The 22512-nt window shown below is 57.4% G+C and carries 21 protein-coding genes; 13 read left to right on the top strand and 8 right to left on the bottom strand.

Annotated elements, in window-relative coordinates; translation table 11 throughout:
- Positions 1-6: 6 nt before the first annotated feature.
- The 3 genes from AM218_RS11705 to aspS form a co-directional block, all read right to left on the bottom strand.
- Positions 7-663, bottom strand: a complete 657-nt coding sequence (locus AM218_RS11705; RefSeq protein ID WP_054414028.1) for an SdpI family protein — start codon at positions 661-663, stop codon at positions 7-9.
- Positions 664-679: 16 nt separating this feature from the next.
- The gene (locus tag AM218_RS11710; protein ID WP_054414029.1) at positions 680-934 is read right to left on the bottom strand and encodes an autorepressor SdpR family transcription factor; all 255 of its coding nucleotides are present in this window, start codon (positions 932-934) and stop codon (positions 680-682) included.
- A gap of 109 nt (positions 935-1043) precedes the next feature.
- Positions 1044-2807 (bottom strand): aspartate--tRNA ligase, encoded by a 1764-nt coding sequence (aspS, locus tag AM218_RS11715; RefSeq protein ID WP_054415550.1) that lies wholly within the window; start codon positions 2805-2807, stop codon positions 1044-1046.
- 300 nt (positions 2808-3107) lie between these two features.
- Here aspS and AM218_RS11720 point away from each other — a divergent pair, with 300 nt between their 5' ends.
- From AM218_RS11720 to AM218_RS11760, 9 genes are all read left to right on the top strand, one after another.
- Positions 3108-4007 (top strand): ABC transporter ATP-binding protein, encoded by a 900-nt coding sequence (locus AM218_RS11720; protein ID WP_054414030.1) that lies wholly within the window; start codon positions 3108-3110, stop codon positions 4005-4007.
- A 129-nt stretch (positions 4008-4136) separates the two neighbouring features.
- Positions 4137-7766, top strand: a complete 3630-nt coding sequence (locus AM218_RS11725) for a M1 family aminopeptidase (protein WP_054414031.1) — start codon at positions 4137-4139, stop codon at positions 7764-7766.
- A 189-nt stretch (positions 7767-7955) separates the two neighbouring features.
- Positions 7956-8420, top strand: coding sequence for a T9SS type A sorting domain-containing protein (locus AM218_RS11730; RefSeq protein ID WP_054414032.1), 465 nt, complete (start codon positions 7956-7958; stop codon positions 8418-8420).
- A gap of 155 nt (positions 8421-8575) precedes the next feature.
- Entirely contained in the window at positions 8576-9139 is a 564-nt protein-coding gene (locus AM218_RS11735; RefSeq protein WP_071843773.1) for a DcrB/PsbP domain-containing protein, read from the top strand.
- A 101-nt stretch (positions 9140-9240) separates the two neighbouring features.
- Entirely contained in the window at positions 9241-9687 is a 447-nt protein-coding gene (locus tag AM218_RS11740) for a nucleoside deaminase (RefSeq protein ID WP_262489774.1), read from the top strand.
- 100 nt (positions 9688-9787) lie between these two features.
- The gene (locus tag AM218_RS11745; protein WP_054414035.1) at positions 9788-10396 is read left to right on the top strand and encodes a superoxide dismutase; all 609 of its coding nucleotides are present in this window, start codon (positions 9788-9790) and stop codon (positions 10394-10396) included.
- A 298-nt stretch (positions 10397-10694) separates the two neighbouring features.
- Positions 10695-10964 (top strand): ArsR/SmtB family transcription factor, encoded by a 270-nt coding sequence (locus AM218_RS11750; protein WP_054414036.1) that lies wholly within the window; start codon positions 10695-10697, stop codon positions 10962-10964.
- Positions 10965-11058: 94 nt separating this feature from the next.
- Complete coding sequence (locus AM218_RS11755) at positions 11059-12171, top strand: alkene reductase (protein WP_054414037.1); 1113 nt, start codon at positions 11059-11061, stop codon at positions 12169-12171.
- A 231-nt stretch (positions 12172-12402) separates the two neighbouring features.
- The gene (locus AM218_RS11760) at positions 12403-13686 is read left to right on the top strand and encodes a nucleoside permease (RefSeq protein WP_054414038.1); all 1284 of its coding nucleotides are present in this window, start codon (positions 12403-12405) and stop codon (positions 13684-13686) included.
- A gap of 245 nt (positions 13687-13931) precedes the next feature.
- Here the strand turns inward: AM218_RS11760 and AM218_RS11765 are convergent, their stop codons facing one another.
- The gene (locus AM218_RS11765; RefSeq protein WP_054414039.1) at positions 13932-14351 is read right to left on the bottom strand and encodes a nucleoside-diphosphate kinase; all 420 of its coding nucleotides are present in this window, start codon (positions 14349-14351) and stop codon (positions 13932-13934) included.
- A 356-nt stretch (positions 14352-14707) separates the two neighbouring features.
- On the opposite strand from AM218_RS11765, the gene AM218_RS11770 reads away from it, so the two are divergent.
- From AM218_RS11770 to AM218_RS11785, 4 genes are all read left to right on the top strand, one after another.
- Positions 14708-15751: a DHH family phosphoesterase gene (locus tag AM218_RS11770; protein WP_054415552.1), complete on the top strand. Its 1044-nt coding sequence runs from the start codon at positions 14708-14710 to the stop codon at positions 15749-15751.
- 38 nt (positions 15752-15789) lie between these two features.
- The gene (locus AM218_RS11775) at positions 15790-16785 is read left to right on the top strand and encodes an FKBP-type peptidyl-prolyl cis-trans isomerase (RefSeq protein WP_054414040.1); all 996 of its coding nucleotides are present in this window, start codon (positions 15790-15792) and stop codon (positions 16783-16785) included.
- Positions 16786-16857: 72 nt separating this feature from the next.
- Positions 16858-17445, top strand: coding sequence for an FKBP-type peptidyl-prolyl cis-trans isomerase (locus AM218_RS11780; RefSeq protein ID WP_054414041.1), 588 nt, complete (start codon positions 16858-16860; stop codon positions 17443-17445).
- A gap of 3 nt (positions 17446-17448) precedes the next feature.
- Positions 17449-17910 carry an FKBP-type peptidyl-prolyl cis-trans isomerase gene (locus AM218_RS11785; RefSeq protein ID WP_054414042.1) on the top strand — a complete coding sequence of 154 codons (462 nt, stop codon included), beginning with the start codon at positions 17449-17451 and terminating at the stop codon, positions 17908-17910.
- A 114-nt stretch (positions 17911-18024) separates the two neighbouring features.
- Here AM218_RS11785 and recO read toward each other — a convergent pair whose 3' ends face one another.
- The 4 genes from recO to AM218_RS11805 all read right to left on the bottom strand — a co-directional run bounded on the left by recO (position 18025) and on the right by AM218_RS11805 (position 22485).
- Positions 18025-18744 carry a DNA repair protein RecO gene (gene recO / locus AM218_RS11790; RefSeq protein ID WP_054414043.1) on the bottom strand — a complete coding sequence of 240 codons (720 nt, stop codon included), beginning with the start codon at positions 18742-18744 and terminating at the stop codon, positions 18025-18027.
- Between the two features lie 128 nt (positions 18745-18872).
- Complete coding sequence (gene porZ / locus AM218_RS11795) at positions 18873-21203, bottom strand: type IX secretion system anionic LPS delivery protein PorZ (protein ID WP_157547645.1); 2331 nt, start codon at positions 21201-21203, stop codon at positions 18873-18875.
- 52 nt (positions 21204-21255) lie between these two features.
- On the bottom strand, positions 21256-21888 hold the full coding sequence (locus AM218_RS11800) for a thymidine kinase (protein WP_054414045.1): 633 nt from the start codon (positions 21886-21888) through the stop codon (positions 21256-21258).
- Positions 21889-22161: 273 nt separating this feature from the next.
- On the bottom strand, positions 22162-22485 hold the full coding sequence (locus AM218_RS11805; protein ID WP_054414046.1) for a 2Fe-2S iron-sulfur cluster-binding protein: 324 nt from the start codon (positions 22483-22485) through the stop codon (positions 22162-22164).
- Between the last annotated feature and the right edge of the window lie 27 nt (positions 22486-22512).

The following is a 22512-nucleotide window of genomic DNA, read 5'->3' on the forward strand; positions in this document are numbered from 1 at the left end:
AGTGCCTTAGGCTGCTTTACCTACCTGTTGATATAAGTAATAAGAGTAGCCATAGACCACTATAACCGTTGCCAGCACCCCGGCAATTAATACTCCCGTAGCTACCGGCACCGACCATAACACGGCCAGCAGGGAGCTAAGCAAGCCGGTTACACAAAACATCCAGCCCCCTACCCGATGAATACGGGCCCAAATCAGGGGAAACTCCAGGGCCCACGGGGTTTTAAAGCCCATAAAATAGTTGGGCGGCACGGTAGTCAGGTAGTTTCCCATCAACATAAAGAATAACCCCATGAGAATGGCCATACCCTGCCCTGCCTTTTCCTGCGGATGAATTGCCAGATACAAAATGTAAACCAGCAAACCGCTCATAAAACCTACCAAGGCCAACATCAGCTTCTGGTAATTGGCACTGCCGGCATTCAGACGCCGCTTAGGGTCTAAGCGCGGGGTAAACCAGAGTAGAAGGCAGATGCCAAGGGGCGCCAAGGTGCATAGCAGCCACATGTTTTCTTTATTGGTATAGCCATTAGCATTGCCTCCCATACCAAAGTGCGTGGGAATATGCGCCGGCAGGCTGGGCCAGGTATAAAACAAATAGAGCGAAGGCAGCAGCACAAGCAACAGCGTAAACAGACTCCAGATGGAAAAGGCAGCTTTCATGGGATACGAAACAGAGTTATGATTTGAATTGCAAAAGCCAGCCCAGCAGCTCATCCATCACCGTCATGTTTAAGGTGTAGCGGATAAACTGCCCCTGCTTTTCGCTGCTCACCAGGTCGGCCTGCCGTAGCAAATCGAGGTGGTGGCTGATGGTGGGCTTCGAGAACTGGAAGTGGTTGGCTATTTCCCCGGCCGTGCGCGGCTGTTCGCGCAGCAGCTCCAGAATGGCGCGGCGCGTGGGGTCATTAAGAGCTTTGAAGAGTGCGTTCAAGATTGATTAGTTATTTAGGCAAATGTCTAAATGTTTTTCAACTACGCAACAAAAAGCCCGACTAAATTTTTAGCCGGGCTTTTAGCCTGTTTTACTGCAACAGCAAGGGCTACTTGGCTACCACCGCCGTCTTAATACTCAGCTCCTTCAACTGCGCCTCCGAAATCTGGGAAGGCGAATCAATCATGACGTCGCGGCCGGAGTTGTTTTTGGGGAAGGCAATGAAGTCCCGGATGGAATCGGCGCCGCCGAAGAGCGAGCAGAGGCGGTCGAAGCCGAAGGCAATGCCGCCGTGGGGTGGCGCGCCATACTCAAAGGCATCGAGTAGGAAGCCGAACTGCGCTTTGGCTTCCTCATCGGAGAAGCCCAGCAGCGAGAACATGCGGGCCTGCACGGCGCGGTCGTGAATACGGATGGAGCCGCCGCCCACTTCTACGCCGTTAATCACCATGTCGTAGGCGTTGGCGCGTACTTCCCCGATGGTGTCGGGGTTATCGAGCAGCGCTACGTCCTCGGGCTTGGGCGAAGTGAAGGGGTGGTGCATGGCGAAGTAGCGGCCTTCCTCCTCAATGTATTCCAGCAGCGGAAAATCAACTACCCACAGAGCCGAGAAAGTGTCTTTGTCGCGCAGGCCCATGCGCTGGCCCATTTCCAGGCGCAGCTCGCTTAGGGCTTTGCGGGTTTTGTTGGGGTCGCCGGCCAGAATCAGCAGCAGGTCGCCGGGGTTGGCGTTGAAAGCGGCTTTCCACTTCTGAAGCTCTTCCTGGGAATAGAACTTGTCAACCGATGATTTCACGGCGCCATCGGGCTCGATGCGGGCGTACACCAGGCCGGTGGCGCCCACCTGCGGGCGCTTCACGAAATCCGTCAGCTCATCCAGCTGCTTGCGGGTGTACACGGCGGAGTTGATGGCGTTGATGCCTACTACCAGACCGGCGTTATCGAACACTGGGAAACCCTGGCCCTTTACCAGGTCATTCAGCTCCACAAACTTCATTTCGAAGCGGGTGTCGGGCTTGTCGTTGCCGTAATAGCGCATGGCATCGGCGTAGGTCATGCGGGGCAGGGTGCCAATATCGAGGCCTTTCACTTCCTGGAACAGGTACTGCACCAGCCCTTCAAACGTGTTGAGGATGTCTTCCTGCTCCACAAAGGACATTTCGCAGTCAATCTGCGTGAACTCCGGCTGGCGGTCAGCGCGCAGGTCTTCGTCGCGGAAGCATTTTACAATCTGGAAGTAGCGGTCGAAGCCCGACACCATCAGCAGCTGCTTGAACGTCTGGGGCGACTGCGGCAGGGCGTAAAACTCGCCGGGGTTCATGCGGGAGGGCACCACAAAGTCGCGGGCGCCTTCCGGGGTGCTTTTGATGAGCACGGGGGTTTCCACTTCGATGAACTCCTGGCCATCGAGGTAGCGGCGGGTGGCCTGGGCCACGCGGTGGCGCAGCATCAGGTTCTGGCGCACGGGGTTGCGGCGCAGGTCCAGGTAGCGGTATTTCATCCGCAGGTCGTCGCCGCCGTCGGTTTCGTCTTCAATCAGGAAAGGCGGCAGCTTGGCGGGGTTCAGCACCTCCAGCTGCTCCACCCTGATTTCAATGGCCCCGGTGGGCATTTTGTCGTTTTTGGAGTAGCGCTCGGCCACTTTGCCCGTCACGCTAATCACGAATTCGCGGCCCAGCTCCCGGCCTTTCGCGCGGATTTCTTCGCTCTCCACGCCTTCTTCCAGAGCCAGCTGGGTGAGGCCATACCGGTCGCGCAGCACAATCCAGAAAATACCGCCAGCGTCGCGGGTGCGCTGTACCCAGCCACAGAGCGTAACGGTTTGGCCAATATGGTCGGGGCGAAGTTCGCCGCAGGTGTGCGTACGGAGCATAATAGAGATATTCAGATGAAAAGAGCCGGCGGCCCACCGCAAAGATAGAAGACCGGGGCGGGCGCACCACACCCCGGCTGGCAAGCAGGCACATTTTACCTGGCGCCGGGCCCTTTTCCGCTTTGCCACCTGGTGGTGTAGTTATTCTTAGATGAAATAGGCAAAAAAAGCTGCAGAAGGCATATACAATTCCCTATGTTTGCCGGGAACTTCCATTATCCTAGCCTATTAGTGGCTGCAACCTATTATCAGTTCCTCGTCTCCTTCTCCCGCTCCTCAACCCTAACACTTTTATAAACTATGGAACTGGTTATCGACCACCTCTCCAAGACGTACCCCAACGGCACCAAGGCCCTCAACAATGTTTCCCTACGCATTGAGCCGGGTATGTTTGGCCTGCTGGGCCCCAACGGAGCGGGCAAGTCCTCGTTGATGCGCACCATTTCCACCTTGCAGGAGGCCGATGCCGGCAGCATTCAGCTGGGCGATATTGATGTGCTGCACCAGCCGGAGAGAGTACGACAGGTGCTGGGCTACCTGCCCCAGGAGTTTGGCGTATACCCCAAAGTAACGGCGGCCGAGCTGCTGGAGCACTTTGCGGTGCTCAAAGGCATCAGCAATAAAAGTGAGCGGCGGCAGGTAGTGGATGCCTTGCTGCACCAGACCAACCTCTACAATGTGCGCAACAAGAATCTGGGCGGCTACTCCGGCGGCATGAAGCAGCGTTTCGGCATTGCGCAGGCCCTGCTCGGCAACCCCCGGCTTATCATTGTGGATGAGCCCACGGCCGGCCTGGACCCTACCGAGCGCAACCGCTTCCACAACCTGCTGGCAGAAATTGGCGAGGACCGCATTGTGATTCTGAGCACCCACATTGTGTCCGATGTATCGGACCTGTGCCGGCAGTTTGCCATCATCAACAAAGGGCAGGTGCTGTACACCGGCGACCCGCTGCAGGCCATTGAGGAAATGCGCAACCAGATCTGGCGGCGCACCATCCGCAAGGATGAGCTGGCCGCGTATCAACAGCAGTTTTCCGTGATTTCCTCGCGCCTGTTTGCCGGCCAGACCATTATTCACGTGCACAGCCTGTCCCAGCCCGGCAACGGTTTTGAGGGCGTGGAGCCGACGCTGGAAGACGTGTACTTTGCCCGCATTCACGCGGCCGAAAACGTGGCTTCGGAAGTACTAAAAGGCTAAAAAGGCACTAGTAAGACCGGCATGCAGAGGCGCCGCCGATGCAGCCGGCCAGTGTGGTAAATAGTTTAGCAACATCAGCACGCGAGATGCTTCGGCTACGCCTCTGCATGACCCTGAATACTTCAATCCATGTTCCTCGAAATCTTCCTTTTTGAGCTTCGTTACCGTCTGAAACGGCCGGCAACCTATATCTATTTCTTTTTGATGGCCCTGATGGGCTTCCTGTTCATGCTGGCCTTGGGTGGCGTGTTTGGGGCCAATGTGACCATTGGCGGCGCAAGCGGCAAGGTGCTGGCCAACTCCGCCTATCAGGTAAACACCATTCTCACGGTGGTAAGCCTGTTTGGCGTGTTCATCACCTCCTCCATGATGGGCACCCCGGTATACCGGGACTTCGACCACCGCACCCACTCCCTCTACTACACCGCCCCCATCAGCAAAGCCGGCTATCTGGGCGGGCGTTTTCTGGGCTCGTTTATCGTAACGGTGGCCGTTTTTCTGGGTGGAGCCCTGGGCGCCTGGCTGGCTACGTACTGGCCCACCATGCTCCCCGATAAGCTGGGGCCTAACATGCTGGCGGCCTATCTGCACCCTTACCTGCAGATTGTGATTCCCAACCTGTTTCTGACGGGCGCCATCTTCTTTACGGCGGCTACGCTTACCCGCTCGGCGCTGGCTATCTACCTGGGCGGTGTGCTGTTTCTGGTGTTGTACTCCATCAGCGGCAGCCTGCAGCAGGATATGGATAACGAAACCCTGCGCAGCCTGCTCGACCCCCTGGGCGGTGCCGCCATTGACCTGACCCAGCGCTATTGGACAACAGCCGAGCGTAACACCCTGCTGATGCCCTGGAGCACCTACATCCTGCAAAACCGCCTGCTCTGGATGAGCGTGGGCGTGCTGACGCTGGTGGCCTGCTACGTTTTCTTCCGCTTTTCCTTCGCCAACAAAGCCGACTCCGGCCCCCGGCCCAAGGCCGGCGAGGCCCTGGGCGTGGCCGCCCGGCCCAACCAGCTGACGCTACCGCAGGTAACGCCCCTTTTCACGCCGGGCCTGGCCTGGGCCCAGCTGGGCCGCCTGGTGCGGCTGGAGTTTTTCAGCACCATCCGCAGCGTGTACTTTATGGGTATTGTAGGCGCCGGGGTGTTGTTTTTGCTGATTTCCGGCATGCAGGTGGGCAAGATGTATGGCACCAATACCTTCCCGGTTACGCCCGTGGTGGTGCAGCTGCTGGCCGGCACGTTTGCCCTGTTTCAGCTCATCATTATCACCTTCTACGCCGGCGAGCTGGTGTGGCGCGAGCGGGACTCCAACGTGCATCAGATTTACGATGCCATGCCCATGCCCAGTTGGGTGCCGTTTGTGGCCAAGCTGGGCGCGCTCATGCTCATTCAGGTGGTGCTGCTGGCCGTGGTGCTGGTGTGCGGACTGCTGCTGCAGACGCTGAAAGGCTACTTCAACTATGAGCTGGATGTGTACCTGAAAGAGCTGTTCGGCTTCCGGCTGGTTGGCATGCTGATGTTGTGCGTGCTGGCCATGCTGGTGCAGGTGCTGGCCAACAACAAGTACCTCGGGCACTTCATCATGATTCTGTATTATGCCTTCAACCTGTTTCAGAGCACGCTGGGGCTGGAGCATAACCTGTACTCCTTCAACTCGGCCCCCGGCACGCCATACTCGGCCATGAACGGCTACGGGCACTTTGTGCTGCCGTTCCTGACCTTTAAAGCGTACTGGGCCATGTTTGCCGTGTTGCTGGCCCTGGCCAGCTCCCTGCTCTGGCCCCGCGGCACCGAAACCCGCTTTTCCTGGCGCTGGCAGCAGGTGCGCTCCAGCTTTTCGCCGGCCCTGCGCGTGGTAGCGGGTGTAGCGCTGCTGGCCTTTGCCGGCCTGGGCGCTTATATCTTCTACAACACCAACGTGCTCAACTCTTACCGCACCTCGGATGAGGAGGAGGCGCTGACGGCCCGCTATGAGAAAACCTACAAGCGCTACGCCAAACGGCCCCAGCCGCGCATTGTGGCGGTGAATATTCAGGCCGATTTGTTTCCGCAGGAGCGCGACATCCGCTTCCGGGGCTCCTACTGGCTGCTCAACCGCTCCGGGCAGCCCATCGACTCGGTGCACCTCGTCAGCAGTTCGGAAGCCGAGATAAAGCAGCTGGCCCTGGGCCGCGCCGGCAAGGAAGTGCTGCACGACCAGATTGGCGACATCGATTACCGCATTGTGCGCCTGGCCCAGGCCCTGCAGCCCGGCGACTCCGTGCAGCTTAACTTCGATTTGGCGTACACCAATCCCGGCTTCAAAAACGAAGAGCTCAGCACCAACGTGGTGTACAACGGCACCTTCGTGAACAACTCCCAGATGCTGCCCCACATTGGCTACCAGGATGCCGTGGAGCTGAGCTCCGATGACACCCGCAAAGAGCAGGGCCTGCTGCCGAAGGCCCGCATGGCCGGGGTAAACGATTCGCTGGCCCGCATGAACACCTACATCGGCAACGACGGGGACTGGATTCGGTTTGAAGCCACCATAAGCACCACGCCCGACCAGATTGCCATTGCCCCGGGCTACCTGCAGAAAGAGTGGACGAAAGATGGCCGCCGGTATTTCCACTACAAGATGGATGCGCCCATCCTCAACTTCTACTCCTTCCTCTCGGCGCGCTACGCCGTGTATAAGGACCAGTGGCAGAATATTCCCATTGAAATCTACTACCAGCCGGGCCACGAGTATAACCTGAAGCGCATGGCCTCCGGCGTGAAAAAGGGCCTGGAGTACTACACCACGCACTTTGGCCCCTACCAGCACCGGCAGGTGCGCATTCTGGAGTTTCCCGGCTACAGCTCTTTCGCCCAAAGCTTTCCTAACACCATTCCCTTCTCCGAGAGCATCGGCTTTATTGCCGATGTAGACTCCACCGACCCCAAAGACATTGATTACCCGCTCTACGTTACGGCCCACGAGGTGGCCCACCAGTGGTTTGCCCACCAGATTATCGGCGGCAACGTGCAGGGCGGCACGCTTATGTCGGAAACGCTGAGCCAGTACGGGGCTCTCATGGTGATGAAGCACCTCTACGGCGAGGAGAAAATGAAGAAGTTTCTGCGGTTTGAACTGAACACCTACCTGGTGGGCCGCAGCACGGAGCGCAAAAAAGAAGTGCCGCTGTATCTGGTAGAAAACCAGCCCTACATCCACTACCGCAAAGGCTCCCTGGTGATGTATGCCCTGCAGGACTACATCGGCGAAGCGGCCGTGAATGCCGCCATTAAGGAATACCGCGACAAAGTGGCTTACCAGCGCGCCCCGTTCACCAACTCGGTAGAGTTTGTGGGTTACCTGCGCAAGCACACGCCCGATTCGCTGCAGTATTTGGTGACGGACCTGTTTGAGCGCATCACGCTTTATGAAAACAAGGTAGACTCGGCCTCCTACCGCAAGCTGCCCAACGGCCAGTACCGCGTGCAGTTTACCGTGGATACCAAGAAGCTCTACGCCGACTCCCTCGGCAATGAAACGGCCGACCTGAAGTCCCGTGACCTGATTGAGGTGGGCGTGCTGGGCCGCAAAAAAGTAAAAGGCAAGTGGCTGGATGTGCCCCTGCTGGTGCAGAAGCAGCGCCTCAAGCCCGGCCTCAACCATCTGGAGTTCACCACCCCCCAGAAACCGGAGCGCGTGGGCATCGACCCATTCAATAAGCTGATAGACCGCAACCCCGATGACAACGTGAAAGCGCCCACCGAGAAAAAGGTATAAACCAGAATCCGGAACCTGATAGAAAGCCCAGTCGTTACGGACTGGGCTTTCTGTTGTATGCCATCTTAGTCACACTTGTTGAAATATTAGCGTATACGCTTAAAAAAGCTACTTTTTCAAGTTTGGCCCGACTTCTGCAAAGGGCTGTGTACGGGTGCATGCCCGCTTCCTTAGCCTTCTCTACTTATTATGAAACGTTTCGCACTTCTCGCTCTCGCTACTGCTCTCAGCTTCTCTGCCGCACAGGCTCAGACCAAAATTAAAACCAAGGCCAAGGACGAAGATGCTTCCGTAAAATCGAAGAGCTCCGGCAATGATTCCGTGGTGCTCAACGGGCCCGTGCGGCGAGTAGAAACCCTCTCCGGCATTGATGTGTACCCCAACGCCGGTACCAACACCATTCTGCTCAGCTTTACGCAGCAGTTCACGGTGCCCGGCACGCTGGTGATGACCAACTACAAAAACGAGCCGATTTACACCACCCCGCTGGACCCTGCCAACAACACCGGCCAGCCCGTAGACCTGGGCCGTATTCCGGCCGGCACCTACCTGGTAGAAGCCAAAACCGGCAACTACGTGTACTGGAAGAAAGTGCGCATTAAATACCCCACCGTAGCCAGCAGCAACACCAAAAAGAAAAAGAACCGCCGCTAACCGTTTCAGTTACCGATTTTTCAGCCTCCGCAGCCAGCCTGGTTGCGGAGGCTTTTCTTTAGCAAGGCGCATGCCCGCACCTGCTTTTCCCGTTTTTCACCCAGATTGCAGCACCGCAGCGCTTGGCCGCCTGGCATCTTCCTCTTTCCTGTCTTATGAAACTTCGTCTTTTTTCGTCTCTGTTCCTGGTTTTGCTGCTCACGCTGACCGCTTTAGCCGGCCCTCGTCCCAAGCTCAAGAAAACCGCTGTTAATAACCGTATTAGTCTGGGCGTGCCCGCTGGGTTTATTCCGCTACCTGATGAAGGCATTGCCGCCAAGTTTCCGGCCCCGCGCAAGCCCCTGGCCGTGTTCAGCGACCCCAGCGGCCGCATCGATCTGAGCGTGGCTCAGAAGCAAACGCCCTTCACCAGCCAGGACTATGGCCTGCTGCTGAAAATCTACAAGGCCAGCATTCAGAATATGTACACCAAGGTGGAGTTTCTGGCCGAAGATGTCCGCACCATCAACAAGCGCGACTTTGTGGTACTGGAATTCGTTTCTACGCTCTCCGACACGCGCCGCAATGGCAACCTGGCCCCCATCCGGCGCTACCAGATGGTGCAGTATGCCATTGATGGCGACCAGCTGACAGTCTTCACCTTCACGGCGCCGGCCGATGATCAGGCCAAATGGCAGCCTACGGCGCAGGCCGTTATGCAGAGCATTTCCATGAAATAGCCCCCGGCCGCTTGTGGATAAGCAGAATATTTTCCTGCTATGTGAAAATTTATTCTGTCAATTATCCACATATCCACAATACTTATCCACATCCTTTTTCCGTGACTCTTTCCCTTTATTCTGACGAGCAGTACATGCGGGAAGCGCTCAAGCAGGCGCAGTATGCCCTGGTGGAAGAGGAAATTCCGATTGGCGCCGTGGTGGTGATGGACCGGCAGATTATTGCCCGCGCCTACAACCAGACGGAAAAGCTGCGCGACGTTACCGCCCACGCCGAAATGCTGGCCCTCACGGCCGCCGCCAACCACGTGGGCAACAAATACCTTTCCGACTGCACCCTGTACGTTACCGTAGAGCCCTGCGTGATGTGTGCCGGGGCCAGCTTCTGGGCCCAGGTAAAGCGCGTGGTGTACGGCGCCCCCGAGGACAAGCGCGGCTTCCGGCGGCACGGAAACCTGCTGCACCCGCGCACAGAGCTGGTCAGCGGCATTATGGCTAATGAGTGCGCGGCGCTGATGCAGGAGTTTTTCGCCCGCAAGCGTAAATAATCTACTTTTGGCGTTGCCGCTGCCCGCCCACCGTAACCCTAAGGGCCCGGCGGCGGTTAGTAGTTAATTCCCTCCATCCTTCACTAAAACTCCTTACCCTATGGCTTTCGAACTGCCCTCGCTACCCTACGCCTACGATGCCCTTGAGCCGCACATTGATGCCCGGACCATGGAAATCCACCATACCAAGCACCATCAGGCTTATGTAACCAACCTCAACAACGCCATTGCCGGCACGGAGTTGGAAAACCATTCGTTGGAAGAGTTGATGCACAACATTGCGGCCGCTCCGGTAGCCGTGCGCAACAACGGCGGTGGCCACTGGAACCACTCGATGTTCTGGACTATTATGAGCCCCAACGGCGGCGGTGAGCCTACCGGCGCTATTGCCCAGGCCATTACCTCGGCTTTCGGCAGCTACGAGAAGTTCAAAGAAGAATTCACCAAAGCCGCGGTGGGCCGTTTCGGCTCCGGCTGGGCGTGGCTGTGCAAGCAGCCCGATGGCTCGGTGCAAATCTGCTCTACCCCCAACCAGGACAACCCGCTAATGCCCGACACCGGCTGCAAAGGCATTCCGGTACTGGGCCTGGACGTGTGGGAGCACGCCTACTACCTGCACTACCAGAACCGTCGTCCCGACTATATTTCCGCCTTCTACAATCTCATTAACTGGGATGAAGTAAACCGCCGCTTCGCTGAGGCAGGTTAATCCGCCGCTGCGGATGATTTCTGCGGACTTATAAACGGACCCGGCCTGCGCATGCGGCCGGGTCCGTTTTTCTGTTCAGCGCTGTCTGCGCTGAACCCCGCCGGTAGATTTTATCGTTCTCGTCGTACTTTCCTTGTACTTTCAGGTTCTGAAAAGGCAGCACTTATGCACCAAACATTCGGTGTGATTGTTGCTCTGCTTACTACAACTTTATCAAAATATTAGAAGCTTACCTTTCCCTTATTGCCTGTAGCTATAGCCGTTTATCCTTTTCCATTTCAGTATATCTTTCTTCCCTATGGATACCCAACTTGTGGCCAAATCGGCAGGGGCGCTGTCTGATAAATACCGTCTTAGCATTGTGCTGGCTCTGAGCCAGCAGCCCACGCTGCCCTTTGCGCAGGTACAGGAGCTCACGGGCCTGTCGCAGCCCTGCGTATCCCATCACCTGAAAATTCTGGCCGATAGCGGCCTGGTGCTGCTGCAAAAAAACGGCCGCTGCGTGAGCGTAACCCTGAACCGGGGGGCTATGCAGGAGCTGGCTTCGTTTTTAGGAGGCCTGAGCTGAAACCTGAAAAAAAATTTCCCGTAATTCATCCAAACATTTGAATGAATTGATGCTTTATAGCGTCTGTATTCTAACTAACCTTTGACTTTCCGATATGGCTTCTAAGCTTTTTTCGCCCGCCCAGCTGGGCCAGCTTACCCTCTCTAATCATATAGTTATGGCTCCCATGACGCGCAGCCGCGCGCTGGGTAACGTGCCCAATGCCCTGATGGCAGAATATTACGCCCAGCGTGCCTCGGCCGGCCTTATCATTACCGAAGGTACTGCGCCTTCCGCCAACGGCCTGGGCTATGCCCGTATTCCCGGGCTGTTTACCCCGGAGCAGGTAGCCGGCTGGAAGCTGGTAACCGATGCCGTGCACGCCAAAGGCGGCCGCGTTTTTGTACAACTGATGCACACCGGCCGCATTTCGCACCCCCTGAACATGGCTGCTGACGCGGAAATCATTGCCCCTTCGGCCATTGCTGCCGCCGGCGACATGTGGACCGACCAGGAGCAGATGAAGCCACAGCCAACGCCCCGCGCCCTCACCACCGAGGAAGTAAAGCAGGCAGTGCAGGAATATGTAACCTCGGCTAAGCTGGCTATCGAAGCTGGTTTCGACGGCGTGGAAATCCACGGCGCCAACGGCTATCTGATTGACCAGTTCCTGAACCCCCAGAGCAACCAGCGCACCGATGAGTACGGTGGCAGCACCGAAAACCGCGCCCGCTTTGCCCTGGAAATTGCCCAGGCTACGGTAGCAGCCATCGGCGCCGCGCGCACCGGCATCCGCCTCTCGCCCCACGGCGGTATGAACGACGTAGCCTCTAATTACGACGACCTCAACGACCTGTACCTGCACTTGGCCACTGAGCTGCAAAAGCTGGACCTGGTGTACCTGCACCTGGCCGACCACAGCAGCATGGGCGCCCCGGAGGTGCCCGCCGCCCTGGTTACCAGCATCCGCGAGCAATTCACGAACACCCTCATTTTGAGCGGTGGCTACGATGTAGAGCGGGCCGAAGCCGACCTGCAGAGCGGCCGCGCCGACCTCGTAGCTTTCGGCCGGGGCTTCATTGCCAACCCCGACTTCACGGAGCGACTGGAGCAGGGCACTGAGCTGGCCCAGGCCGACCAGGCTACGTTCTATGCCCCCGGCCCCGAGGGCTTCCACCAGGGCTACACCGACTACCCGGTGCTGGCTGAAACGGAGGCTGCGCGCTAACCACCTGGCTTATTAAGCCCGAAAAGCCCTTCTACCCCTGGTAGAAGGGCTTTTCTTTTGCTCACCGCGCCGGTAAAACGCTGCCTGAACCCACAGGAAGCCATGAGATAGAACCGCTGCTTTTGCTCCTAAATAGCCCTTTCTACCGGGGTTTGTTTTGTCGGCTCTGGGAAGTTTTCTTGTATCTTTAGGTGCAAAACGTACCTCCTACTTTCCCCAAAACTGCCCCGCATGAACACTAAGCTGCGTCTTATTGTATTGAGTTTCTTGCAATTCTTTATTTGGGGTTCGTGGTTGATAACCATTGGGGCATATTGGTTTAAAACCAAAGAATGGTCGGGAGCTGAGTTTGGGGCCATTTTCTCTACCATGGGTATTGCGGCCATTTTTATGCCCTCGCTCATGGGCATTCTGGCCGATAAGTACTTCAACGCCGAAAAGCTTTTCGGCATTCTGCACATTCTGGGCGGAGCCGTGCTGATGATGGTACCTTCCGTCAACGACCCCGGCACCATGTTCTGGGTGATGCTGCTGAACATGATTTTCTACATGCCCACGCTGGCCTTGTCCATTGCCGTGTCGTACTCGGTATTGAAAAAGGAAGGCCTGGATGTTGTAAAGGACTATCCGCCTATCCGGGTATGGGGCACCGTGGGTTTTATTGTGGCCATGTGGACGGTGAGCCTGCTGCATATTGAAACTTCCGCCAGCCAGTTTTACGTGGCAGCCGGAGCGGCTTTCCTGCTGGGCATTTACTCGTTTACGCTGCCCGCCTGCCCGCCGCAGGGCGCTAATCAGTCCAGCAAGTCGCTGGCCGATGCGCTGGGACTACACTCCTTTGCGCTGCTGAAGGACCGGAAGATGGCTGTTTTCTTCCTCTTCGCGCTGCTGCTGGGCGCGGCCTTGCAGCTCACCAATGCCTACGGCGACGTATTCCTGCACGATTTCGATCAGAACTCTGCTTACAACGGCACGCTGGCCGTGCGATACCCGGCCATCATCATGTCGATTTCGCAGATTTCGGAAACGCTGTTTATCCTGGCTATTCCGTTCTTCCTGCGGCGCTTTGGCATCAAGCAGGTGATGTTTTTCAGCATGATTGCCTGGGTACTGCGTTTTGGCCTGTTCGCCTACGGCAACCCCGGCTCCGGCCTCTGGATGATTATCCTCTCGTGCATCGTGTACGGCATGGCCTTCGATTTCTTCAACATCTCGGGCTCCCTGTTCGTGGAGACGCAAACCAAGCCGGCCATCCGGGCCAGTGCTCAGGGTTTGTTTATGATGATGACCAACGGTTTTGGAGCGGTATTGGGCAGCTCCGTCAGCGGCCTGGTTATCCAGCACTTCTTCACCAACCCCGACAACACTAAAGACTGGCCCGGCATCTGGCTTTCTTTCGCCGGCTACTCCTTGGTTATTGCGGTGCTGTTCGTCATTATGTTCAAACACAAGCACGACCCGCACGCTGTTGATACCACAAAAGTGGAACCTCTGCTTACAGTGGAGCAGGCATAGTTTCAACTACTATCTTTCCTCCCGCTGACGGCAGCTTTTGCAGCTGGCTTGAGAGAATACAGCTTCCCTGAATCAGAAGCAGCTTTCTGGATAACCCAGTTTTAAATCGGTATAAAACCAGTTTATAAACAGCCTGTTTTCAGCAAACAAAAAACCCGTCTGGCGGCTTGCCAGACGGGTTTTTTGTTTGATTCAGCTATAGTGAAGCCAAAACAGAGTGCTGTAGTCAGCTTCTGCGGCTAAGCCTAGAACTGCTCGTTGGCAGCGAAGAAGAAGTCACCTTCAATCTGCGCGTTTTCATCGGAGTCAGAGCCGTGTACGGCGTTGGCCTCAATGCTTTTGGCGTATTTCTTACGGATGGTGCCTTCAGCAGCTTGAGCTGGGTTGGTAGCCCCGATGAGCGTGCGGAAATCAGCAACGGCGTTATCCTTCTCCAGAATAGCAGCTACGATGGGGCCCGACGACATGTACTTCACCAGGTCGGCGTAGAAGGGGCGCTCTTTGTGTACGGCGTAGAACTCACCGGCACGCTCTGGCGTGAGGAGAACTTTTTTCAGGGCTACGATGCGGAACCCGCCTTCTTCCATCATGTTCAGGATGCCACCAATGTGGTTTTCCTGGGTGGCATCGGGCTTAATCATCGTGAACGTGCGGTTCGTGGCCATGTGGTTTCTTATGGTTGGGTTAAAATGAATTGACAGGGGGCAAGCAAAGAAGTTTGCGGCCGCAAAAGTAGCCGATTGAAAACGAAGAATGCATCATGCGTAAAAATCTCCGGCCCGCCCCCCTGCCCGGCGGCCCCTGCTGTTGGCCGGGAGAATGGCCCCGGCAGAACACGCAGCCCCTTTCCTGACTACCTTTGCGCCTCGGTCACCCGGTTCAATTATTATTTGGCTACCCGTATTGTGCTGTGTTGACGCACCAATCAGGAGGCCGGTTTGTTGAAACCCGGATTATTTCCGATTTTTGCCCCCTTGTACACGGCGTAAATCACCGGATTTCAGCCACCTATCAGCAGCAAATGCACGATATAAACGCTCTGCGGGAGCTGTTAGCCCAGCCCAGGCAGATATTTATCACCACCCACCACAAACCCGACGCCGACGCCCTGGGCTCGTCTTTGGGCCTGGCTGGCTACCTGCGCAAAAAAGGCCACCACGTTACGGTGGTTACGCCCTCTGATTACCCCAACTTCCTGGCCTGGATGCCCGGCAACGAGGACGTAATCATTTATGAGCGCAACCAGAACGATGCCCAGGTGCGGGACATCATCAACCGCGCCGAGGTTATTTTCTGCCTCGATTTCAGCTGCCTGGGCCGCATCAATGAGATGGGCGAGTACATCCGCCACGCCCCCGGCACCAAAGTGCTTATCGACCACCACCTGGAGCCCGAGCAGTTTGCCGACCTGGATTTCTCCAACCCCAAAGCTGCCGCTACGGCCGAGCTGGTGTTTGAAGTAATCCGGGACCTGGGCGACCAGAACCTGATTGACGTAGGCATTGGCGAGTGCCTCTACGCGGGCATTATGACGGACACGGGCTCGTTCCGCCACCCCAGCACCTCCCGCAACGTGCACCTGATTATTGCTGAGCTGCTGAACGCCGGCATTAATCTGAGCGACGTGCACCGCCGCATCTACGACTCGCACTCCGAAATGCGCCTGCGCTTCCTGGGCTTTGTGCTCAAGGACAAGCTCACGGTACTGCGCGAATACAACACGGCCTACATTGCCATTACCCAGGACGAGCTGCGCCAGTACGACTCCAAAACCGGCGACACCGAAGGCCTGGTTAACTTCGCCTTAAGCATTGAAGGCGTGGTATTTGCCGCCATTCTCATTGACCGGGGCCAGGCCGTGAAGATTTCCTTCCGCTCCGTGGGTGATTTCTCCGTGAACGAGTTTGCCCGCAAGCATTTCAACGGCGGCGGCCACCACAATGCCGCCGGCGGCATCAGCTACGAGCCCCTGGAACCCACCGTAAAACGCTTCCTCGACCTGCTGCCGCAATACCAGACACAGCTCGTCACGAGTCCTTTGGCAGTTGCGCCGCCTTCGGCGTAACTTGCCTGAAATTTATTCTCCATCCTCTTTTCCTTTTCATGCGCTCTACCAGCCAATTTCTGTACCTCGCCCTGGCTGCCGGTACTATTAGCCTATACTCCTGCAACAAAGGCAGCGGGGACTTTGCCAAAACCAAATCAGGAGTTGAATACAAGCTTTTCAAGAATGAGGGCGGTAAATTCACTTCCAAAGAGCTAAGTGAAAGCGACACGACTTACAAAGGCCGGATCGGAAAAATCATTTCCCTGGAAGTAGAGTACCGCACTGCCAAAGACTCGGTACTGTTCAACTCCCGCAAGCAGCAGGGCGTACCAGTTATGGTGCCGCTGCAGGAGGTTACCACCAAAGGCGGCCTGGAAGAAGCTATTTCCATGCTGCAGCCCGGCGACAGCGGCGTGTTCCGCTTTAACTTGGATACCATTTTTGCGCGCTCCTTCAAAACTCCCGTTCCGCCTTTCATGAAGAAAGCCGGCAACACCATGACTGTGTACGCCAAGGCTGTTAAGCTGATGACGCGCGACGAAGCCATGGTAGAGCAGCAGAAGATGATGGCCGAGCAGCAGCAGAAAATGATGGCCTACGCTGAGCAGCAGCTCAAGAAGGACGACGTAATTCTGCAGGACTACATCAAGAAGAACAACCTGAAGGCGCAGAAAAGCCCCGATGGCATCTACTACATTGTAAACACCGCCGGCACGGGCGCCAAGCCTAAAACCGGTCAGTTGGTATCGGTGCAGTACAAAGGCACCCTGCTCGATGGCAAAGAGTTTGACTCTTCGGCCAAGAGCAACCAGGGCAAGCCAATTCAGTTCCCCTTGGGCGTGGGTCAGGTAATTCCAGGCTGGGATAAGGGCATTGCCCTGCTCAGCAAAGGCACCAAAGGCACCCTGCTCATTCCTTCGTCGTTGGCCTACGGGCAGCGCGGCGCTGGCACCGATATTCCTGCTGATGCTCCCCTGCGCTTCGATGTGGAGCTGGTAGACATTCAGAACGCACCGGCTGCTCCACAGGGCGGTCCGGCTATGGGCCGCTAAGCTGCCCCTCCTGGGTTAGTAGAATCTCATATCCGCGCCGCCTACTAGCGGCGCGGCTTTTTTCTTCATACTATGGCACGCTCCTTTTCCTTGAAAAGCTCCTTCCTTCTCCGTTCGCTGGTGATGCTGCTGGCAGCCGCTATGCCCCTACTTTCCGGTTGCGGTAGCTCCGAGCCGGATTACATTAAAGCCGCCAAGAAGCACCAGGAGGAGCAGAAAGTGGCTGATATGGCCTCCATTCAGGCATGGCTCACCACCAACAATTACTCTGCTTCCCAGGTACAGACCACGGAGTCAGGCATTTCCATTGTAACGCTGGAAGCCGGTACCGGCCCAGCCGTAGTGAAGGGCAAAACCCTGCAGGTACAGTACATTGGCAAGCTGCTGGATGGCACTAAGTTCGACAGCTCGTTTGATAATGGTTCGGTATGCGGCTGCTTTAGCTTTATGGTAGGCGCCGGCGGGGTTATCCCCGGCTGGGAAGAGGCCGTGCTCCTGATGAAAGCAGCCAGTGACAGCCAGGATGGCAAAGGCGACGAAAAAGGTGACCACAAGCTGGTGCTCATCCCTTCTTACCTGGCCTACGGCGCTACTGCAAGAGGCAACATTCCTCCTGATTCGCCTTTGGTATTTGATATGCAGCTGCTCAGCCAGCGCTAAGCCATGCGCATCTGCCGGATTACCGGAAGACTGGCCCTGCTGGTCTTTCTCCTGCTCCTTGCCCGCCTGAGCTCCGCTCAGACTCCAGGTACTGCCGCTGACACCGTGAAACTGGCCAGCGGCGTGCGCTACGTGGTGCATGAGCGCGGCACGGGTGCCGTTCCTAACAAGGGGCAGGTAGTCTATGTGCACTACACTGGCTTTCTGCCCAGTGGGCGCATGTTCGAGTCCTCGGCGGAAGAAGGGAAGCCGGTGCGCCTGCGGCTGGGCCGGAAAGAGGTAATTGCCGGCTGGGAGGAAGTACTGGCGCTGCTGCCGGAGGGCACCCGGGCCTGGGTATATATCCCGGCTCCGCTGGCTTACGGCAAAAAGGGCGTGCTCCTGCCCGACGATGAGCAGCAACGCTACCTCATTCCCCCCAACACCAACCTCGGCTTTGAGCTGCAGGTAGTTAAGGTGAAGTAGTCTGACCAGAAGAAAATTCAAACACAAAAAAGCCCCGCTGTTTCTATAGCGGGGCTTTTTTATGGAAGATGAGCTAGAAATCATCAGGACCTCTAACGGACTTCCGTTCCGGATTTACTCGGCCAGCACTTCGGAAAGTACGGCCAGGGAGCGTATCTCACCCAGCTTCTCAATGTGCAGCTGATAGTAGCGAATAAGCACCAGGAGCAGCTCCCGGCGTATGCGGCCGTTGGGCACGGAGGCACTGCCGGGGTCGCGCATCAGCTCATCAAAATACTGGTCGAACTCCTGAAAGCGCAGAACGGTTGGGCCGGAGTCGGCGGCGGTAGTGGGTGCGGCGCCGGCAAAGGCCACCTGAGAGGTGATTTCCTGGCCCGATTCGGCCCCAAAACCCAGGTAGGAAGCCAGGCGCAGCAGAAAGGCCAGGGCAAAGTTCTCAAAGCCCTCCTTTTGCTGGTCGAAGGCCAGGATAGAATCGTGCAGGAAGGTGAACAGGGGCACGTTTTCCTCCTCCTCCAGCACCGTGCGGCTTAGTACCTCTGATAGAAACAGCGCCACGCTGCTCTTGCGCACATCATAAGGAATAGACGAAAACGATTCCGCGCACCGAAACTCCGACAGGCGCGTGATGCCGCCCGTGCGGGAGGTGTACGCCACCAGCTCCAGCATGGTAAAGGGCTGAAACAGCGCAATACGCCCGGGCGGCTTGGCCTTGCGCACGCCATTGACCACGTACGTCTGCAGCCCCAGCCGCTCGGTATACACGCGGGCAATAATGGACGTTTCGCGGTAGCGGATATAGCCTAGGACAATGCCACGGGTTTTAATGAGCATACAGCAGGTTGAAAATCAGAAGAATATAAATAATAGCAGAGCCTGCCTATTACAGGCATTTACGGGCTTAGTATACTATAACAAAACTCCGGCGCTTGGCATTCAGCTCATTCGTTCTATTTCCGGAATTACTTCTCCACCACAGCTACTTTGCTGATGCAGCCATTCTGGCCGTCGGCATCGGAGCTGAGCACCAGATAGACGCCCGACTGTACCCGGCGGCCATTGTAGTCCTGCAGGTTCCAGACCACGGTGCCGCCGCTGGCGCGCGTTTGGTACACCAGCTGCCCGGCCACATCCGTAATCTTAACCACGGCATTGTTGGCCAGCCCGGAAATACCCACCTGGCCCGTGAAATTACGGCGTACCGGGTTGGGAAATACCCTGGCGCAGCTGGGGGCGCCCTCCGTTACGGTAGCCGAGCCCCGGAAGCTTACCAGCCCGGCTTCGGTAGCTACAAATACTTCCCCGGTTTTATCATTCACGGCCACATCCACAATACGGTTAGAGGGCAGCGGGCTGTTGGCGGTGGTGAAGTGCTGCAGGGCCTCGTCGCCGTCAGCATTGAACAGCCAGAGGCCGTTATCGGTACCAAACCATTTGCGGTTGCCGCCATCTACGGCAATGGTTTTTACCACTTCCGTGAAGAGCAAATCATAACCGCTGCCATCTCCACGGCGCACAAGGGGTTTCCGGAGCCCCGGGCTGCCGGGCAGAAACACCTGGCTGGGGTCGTTGTACACGACCACGCCCGAAATGGTGGCTACCCAAATATCACCGGCCCGGTCTTTCACCACATCATACAGCTCCAAGGCGGGCAGGCCGCCATCTTCCTTGGTAAAGAGTCGGCGGGCCTGGGTTTTCCGATCATACACCACCAGCCCCCGGCCATTCTTGCGGGCCTCGGTCAGCCAGGCATAGCCGTTGTCATCAATGGCAATACGGTCCAGGTTTTCGGCGCCGGAAAAATACGGTATCGTCGTCCACTGCTGGGTGGCGGGCTGGTACAGGAACAGCCCCGAAGTGTTGGGGGCTTCGTGCCGGTTCACTACCCACACGTTGCCATCGGCATCCAGCGCCACATCAGTTATGCGGGTATAGTTGGGGTCGGCAATAACGCTGAGCAAGGGGTTAGGCTGATTGCTGACCGGGTTAAACAGCCGGAACCTGCCCGGCCCCTTCCATTCCAGCAGCCCGTTGCCGTAGCTGCCGATATATAAGGTGCCATCGGGGGTGCGCACGCCGCGCGTCAGGTCTTTGGGGCGGGGGTACTGGGCCAGATCAGGCAGGGTTTGGGGCGTGGTGCTTTGCCAGCGGCCATCTGCATACTCGTAAAACCCATCGTAGATTTCGGCCTGCAGATACCGGTCGCCGTATCCGCCCGAAAATACGGTGACGCGCCCGTTGGGCTCCGTCAGAATACTGAATGCCCGCACGGAGGCCGGAGCGTTGGTGACATAGCTGTTCACCTGCTGACCATCGGGCGTCACAGCTAGCAGACCATTGCCGTTATCGGCTATGTACAGCACTCCGTCGCGGGCCCGGCTTATGGCCTGCGGGTTCTGGATCAGGGCATGCGTATACGAACGCGCCTGGCCATTGCGGTCCAGCAATGCCACCCCCACATTGCTGACGACCAGCAGCCCCGCGGCGGAAGGCGTCAACTGCCGGTACTCATGGCCGGCCAGCGGCCCCAGCGGCACCCACTCCTTGCCGGTGAAGCGGTGTAGGCCGATGTTGTTTACGCCCGCGTACACCTGCTCATCCTGGGTGGCTAGGGTGCGGTATGGCTCGCCGGGGCGGGCAGAGCCGCCGGCATCGGTGCGCCAGCTATGGTAGTCTACCAGGTTATCGGTCAGGCGGCCGCGCAGCAAACCGTGGGAGGTGGCAGCGTACAGTGAATCGTGCAGCACGGTGGTGGCAAACACGCGCACTGCCTCGCCGCCCGGGCCAATATTGGTGTAGGTATCGCGCACTTCCAGCCGGTTCATATCCACCACTACCAGCCCAAAGCTGCCGGACAGGTACGCCCGCCGGGCATTGAAATAGACGCTGTTGATGACTTTTTCGCCGGGCAGCTGCTTGCGCAGAATGTCGGTGAGGTTGTGGATGGAACCATCGGGCCGCAGCAAATCCAGGTTGCCGTTGCGGTACACCACCAGCACCGACTGCGTCAGGGAATCATAGGCTACCGTGCGCACGCCTACCTCATGCAGGCCGTCGCGGCGGGAAAGCAGCCGGATGCTTTTCAGCTCCTTATCAAACAGCAGGAAGGCGTCATCGGTGGCCACATACACGCGGTTGCCGGCATCGGCCACCGCATTAGCCCGGTTGGTCGGCAGGTGCAGTTGCCAGTCGCCGAATCCTACTGCACTCTGCCCCAGCGCTCCGCCGGCGGCCAGCAGACTGGCTACCAGTCCGGCAAAAACCCAACGCAGGCAGTGTACAAAGTGCAGCATCAGCAAAGGCAGCAAGCGTGAGGAAAAAACCAGAAGAACGTAAAGCAGCCGGCTATTGGTGCTTGATGGTCGTGCCCGTAGCCTCGGCTTCTTCCGACTTATCCTTCAGGCCTTCCAGAAAGCAGTGGCGGCAGCGGGCTTCGTAGGAGTCGGTTTCGCCCAGCAGAATTTTATCTTCGGAGGCCGCAATGCGGAAGGAATAGCTGGCAATTTCGCCGCAGCGCACACACACGGCGTGCACCTTGGTAACGTACTCGGCCACGGCCATGAGGGCGGGCATGGCGCCAAAGGGTTTGCCCATGTAATCCATATCCAGGCCCGCCACAATTACGCGCTTGCCGTGGTTGGCCAGCTGAATGCAGACGTCTACCACGGAGGCATCAAAGAACTGGGCCTCATCAATCCCCACCACGTCGCAGCCGCTGGCCAGCAGCAGCATTTCCTCTGGCAGCTGCACCGGCGTAGAGCGGATGCTGTTGGCGTTGTGCGATACCACATCCAGCTCATGATAGCGGGTATCGAGGGCGGGTTTAAAGATTTCGACGTGCTGCCGCGCAATGCGGGCGCGGTTCAGGCGCCGGATCAGCTCCTCCGTTTTGCCCGAAAACATAGAGCCGCACACAACTTCAATCCAGCCCCGGCGGGGCGTTTCACGGGCATTGCCGACACGGGGTTCAATAAACACAGAGTATTCAGTTTTCGGTGGGCGGTTGTCAGTGGCCTGACAGCTCTCGGAACTCTAAAGTACGGCTTTCAGCGGCTAAGCTCAAACGGAAAATACCCCGGCCTCCGCTTACGGTCAGAGTAACAGGACGTAAGATGCAAAGTGAATTGTAGCGCGCAGAGTAGCGCGAAGCTGGAGCTTTGCGTACGAGCAACGCGAGTTCCTACGCGTTGAGCAGATGCCTGCTACTCGCTTCGCTCATACGCGAAGCCGGAGCTTCGCGCTACTTCTTCGCTACTTAGTATACTGCTGGTGGGGCAGTTGGGTAGCCAGGGGCACGCGGCCCGTTACGTGGCCGGCGGGCAGGCGTGCCTGGCAGGTGAGGCGCTCGGTGGCAAGCAGGCGGCCGGCAGCCCGGTAACGCAACTCCGCATCGGTTGGCGGCGTTAGGAGGTCAGCCCCTTCCTGCACCATAATGCGGCAGGTAGTACAGCGCCCTTTCGCCCCACAAGCATGCATCCAATCGTGGCCGGCGGCCTGCAAGGCTGCCAGTAATGTAGCGCCGGCTGGCACCTCCAGCGTGGCGCCGGGCATATTTTGCACCGTCAGTGTGGGCATCTTTCTCTAACTTTCCCGCCTGAACAA

The sequence above is a fragment of the Hymenobacter sp. DG25A genome, from assembly GCF_001280305.1.
GTDB lineage: Bacteria > Bacteroidota > Bacteroidia > Cytophagales > Hymenobacteraceae > Hymenobacter.